Raw genomic sequence first — 3,000 nt, 5'->3', positions numbered from 1 at the left:
ACGCGTTTGCGGCATCGGGCCGTCTGCTGCCGAGCAAACCAGGATCGCGCCGTCCATCTGCGCTGCGCCCGTGATCATGTTCTTCACATAGTCAGCGTGGCCCGGGCAGTCGACGTGTGCGTAGTGGCGGTTAGCCGTTTCGTACTCAACGTGTGCCGTGTTGATCGTGATGCCGCGCGCCTTTTCTTCCGGTGCCGCGTCGATCTGGTCGTACGCCTTCGCTTCGCCGCCGAACTTCTTCGTCAGAACCGTCGTGATCGCTGCCGTCAGCGTCGTCTTGCCGTGGTCAACGTGACCAATCGTACCAACGTTCACGTGCGGCTTGGTCCGCTCAAACTTTTCCTTGGCCATTTTCAACTCCCAAAAGGAATTTCACAGGTTGCGCCGCGCGCAAACAACAAGACACTGACTTTTTACTGCTGGTGCCCATGGGCAGGATCGAACTGCCGACCTCTCCCTTACCAAGGGAGTGCTCTACCACTGAGCCACATGGGCGCTTTACGCTTCAACTTCGCGGTCTGGAGCGGGTGAAGGGAATCGAACCCTCGTCGTAAGCTTGGAAGGCTTCTGCTCTACCATTGAGCTACACCCGCACGGGCCACAAACGATTCCTTACCGCTCACTGCGCTGATATCTTGGTGGAGGAGGTTGGATTCGAACCAACGTAGGCGTAAGCCAACAGATTTACAGTCTGCCCCCTTTAGCCACTCGGGCACCCCTCCGTAGAGAACTGACGATTATGGGGGTACATCGCGCCCCTGTCAAGCACATCCGGAAGATTATTTTCACTCTCTTCCCGATGCCTGCCTGACCACCGATCTCCCGCCCTTGCCCGGCTAAGGCAAGCATGGGTGCTACCGATCAGTGCCATATCATCGTCAGACTCCGCTTTCAGCGTCGATCTGCATCTGCGCTGAAAACGAAAGACCGCCATCATACGATCTCTTGAGCACTCTGCCAAGCGGGTAGATGCAAAATTTCCGCAAATTTCGTGCCGGGCGGATGCCATGATCTGTTTTAGATACCCCCTGGGAGTCCATAGCTGGTTTCTCGGGTTGCCTGGCCCGACCCGCCAGCGATTGACGTGACACGACTTTCGAACGCTTTCCAGCAATCGCATCATGAGTTTGGGCAACGCTTCCAACCAGAAATCGTGATGGCGACACTGGACTTTGCCAACGTCAGCGACAGGAACAATACCGTCCCGGGCCACCTGCCCGCCCTGGTTCGGAACTTAATGCGTCTGCTTGCTCTTTTTCCGGCCTTCATGATTTTGACCGCACACGCCGCTGGACCGGCAGACGCCCGTGTCGCCCGAGCACGATCACCCGGATCCGTTAGGAGGCTAGCTGATAGCCACGCCCCGGGATGCCCTGGCAGCCGCCGCATCGCTCGTCGCATATGACAGGTTGAAGTCCTCGCGCAATGCCGGGGGCCTAAGTTCGGTATACATCGGGTAGGCCGGGGACCCTCGTGGAGTCAGGATGCGGTCACCCATGCATGGCTGATCAACGATGCACCATGGACGCCATGACCGCCGGCGCCGGTGATAACGCGTCGGCAGACGAATCCTGCAGCCCAGCCTGCATCGACACATTGCAGCCATTTCTTGGCGATGACACACGGCCGTGCCTGGAGCTGCCACGCAGGTTTGTCCCTGCAATCTCTGCGAACGGTCTGCAGTGCACGGCCCACTGCACTTCGCCGCCGTGCGAACCGACCAACGTCGGCATCTGGCCGACCTATCGCGGCAAATACACGAGCTCCCCCATGCACGTACGATGTTCGCCTCGTGCAGCTGAACACCGATACCTGGGCAGGATTCGGCGCCTGCGCGTTTTCCGCATCGCATTCATCCGAAGACGCGGGAAAGCAGGCCCACGACCTCCACACTTCCACGACCGCTGCGAGCTGCCCGGCATTTCTCGCATCGACCGGGGATCAAGGCCTGAATACGACGCGCCGGTTTACGCCGGGCAATGGCTCCGCACCGATCCGGATACCGCATGCTGGGCGCGATCGACTGACGTCGATGCGGGGGCACGCCCTTCACGTCGATAGGTGAAAGGCGGGACTGCTTTGGCGGCGCCGCCCATTCGCTCATCGAAGAAGTCTACGTGTTTCGGGACGGGCAGCCAGCGCTCATCAAAAGAACCGGCGCGAATTTCTGATGGCATCTGGTTGAGGAATTTGCGTATGTCCGGTTCGCGCTATGCGTCAACGACTTCCGTGTGGCTCGCCGGAAGCGTCAATTTTTTTGAACGGGTCGATTTGAGAGAAGATGCGACGAGTTGAGAAACAAACAATCCAAGATCACTACGAGATGTCATCTTGGGCAAAATCCGACTTTGTGCGCTCGATTGGCAGCAGTCACCTGGAGCTTTCGGCAAAAGGACGCCAAACGGCGGATTTGCGCCACTCGTTGCCCAGGTCACCCTGATGGCTCATGTCGGGAACCGACAGGCGCGACCCTCTGATACGAAATGCCAACAACGATTGCGGGCGGAGAAGTGCTCAATACGCCGAGGAACCGCGCACGATAACCGGCATTCGCGCAGCGGGCCATGCCACTCCAGGTCGTAACCAGCAACGCACGAATCTGCGGCGAGAAGTGGTCAGAAATGCGGCGGAGTCGCGACTCGATCCGATCTCCTCTCCGTGAACAGCAAGTGGATGGATGTTTGGATGGTAGGTCTTGGCCGGCGCCAGCTAGCGGTGCAAGGCCAACCCGATCGGTCGGTCTGATCGCCTTTTGCGTCAGTCTCGCAGAGGCAATCCTGGAGAATCGGCACCCCCGGCCCCAGCTCGAGCAGCGGCCTGGCCACCGATCCCGATCACTCGCGCATTTCCGTCGCTGAAATGCAAAAACCCCCGCCTTTCGGGCGGGGGTTTCTGGCTTAGGGAGCCTGACGATTACCTACTTTCACACGGGAATCCGCACTATCATCGGCGTAGAGTCGTTTCACGGTCCTGTTCGGGATGGGAAGGGGTGGGACCGAC

At 59.1% G+C, this 3,000-nt stretch carries 1 protein-coding gene and 3 tRNA genes; all 4 read right to left on the bottom strand.

The features are described 5' to 3' along the window. Window positions 1–351, bottom strand: a 351-nt coding sequence (locus tag DPV74_RS40570; protein ID WP_205571989.1) for a GTP-binding protein, incomplete at its 3' end; no start/stop codon positions are given. Between the two features lie 69 nt (window positions 352–420). Further along, window positions 421–495 (bottom strand) — tRNA-Thr (locus tag DPV74_RS40565). Between the two features lie 24 nt (window positions 496–519). Further along, window positions 520–593: transfer RNA gene (locus DPV74_RS40560), tRNA-Gly, on the bottom strand. A gap of 43 nt (window positions 594–636) precedes the next feature. Further along, window positions 637–722 (bottom strand) — tRNA-Tyr (locus tag DPV74_RS40555). Between the last annotated feature and the right edge of the window lie 2,278 nt (window positions 723–3,000).

The organism is Burkholderia sp. HAN2018, from assembly GCF_024704855.1.
GTDB classification, from domain to species: domain Bacteria; phylum Pseudomonadota; class Gammaproteobacteria; order Burkholderiales; family Burkholderiaceae; genus Burkholderia; species Burkholderia cepacia.
This window is presented reverse-complemented; position numbering and strand designations above follow the sequence as displayed.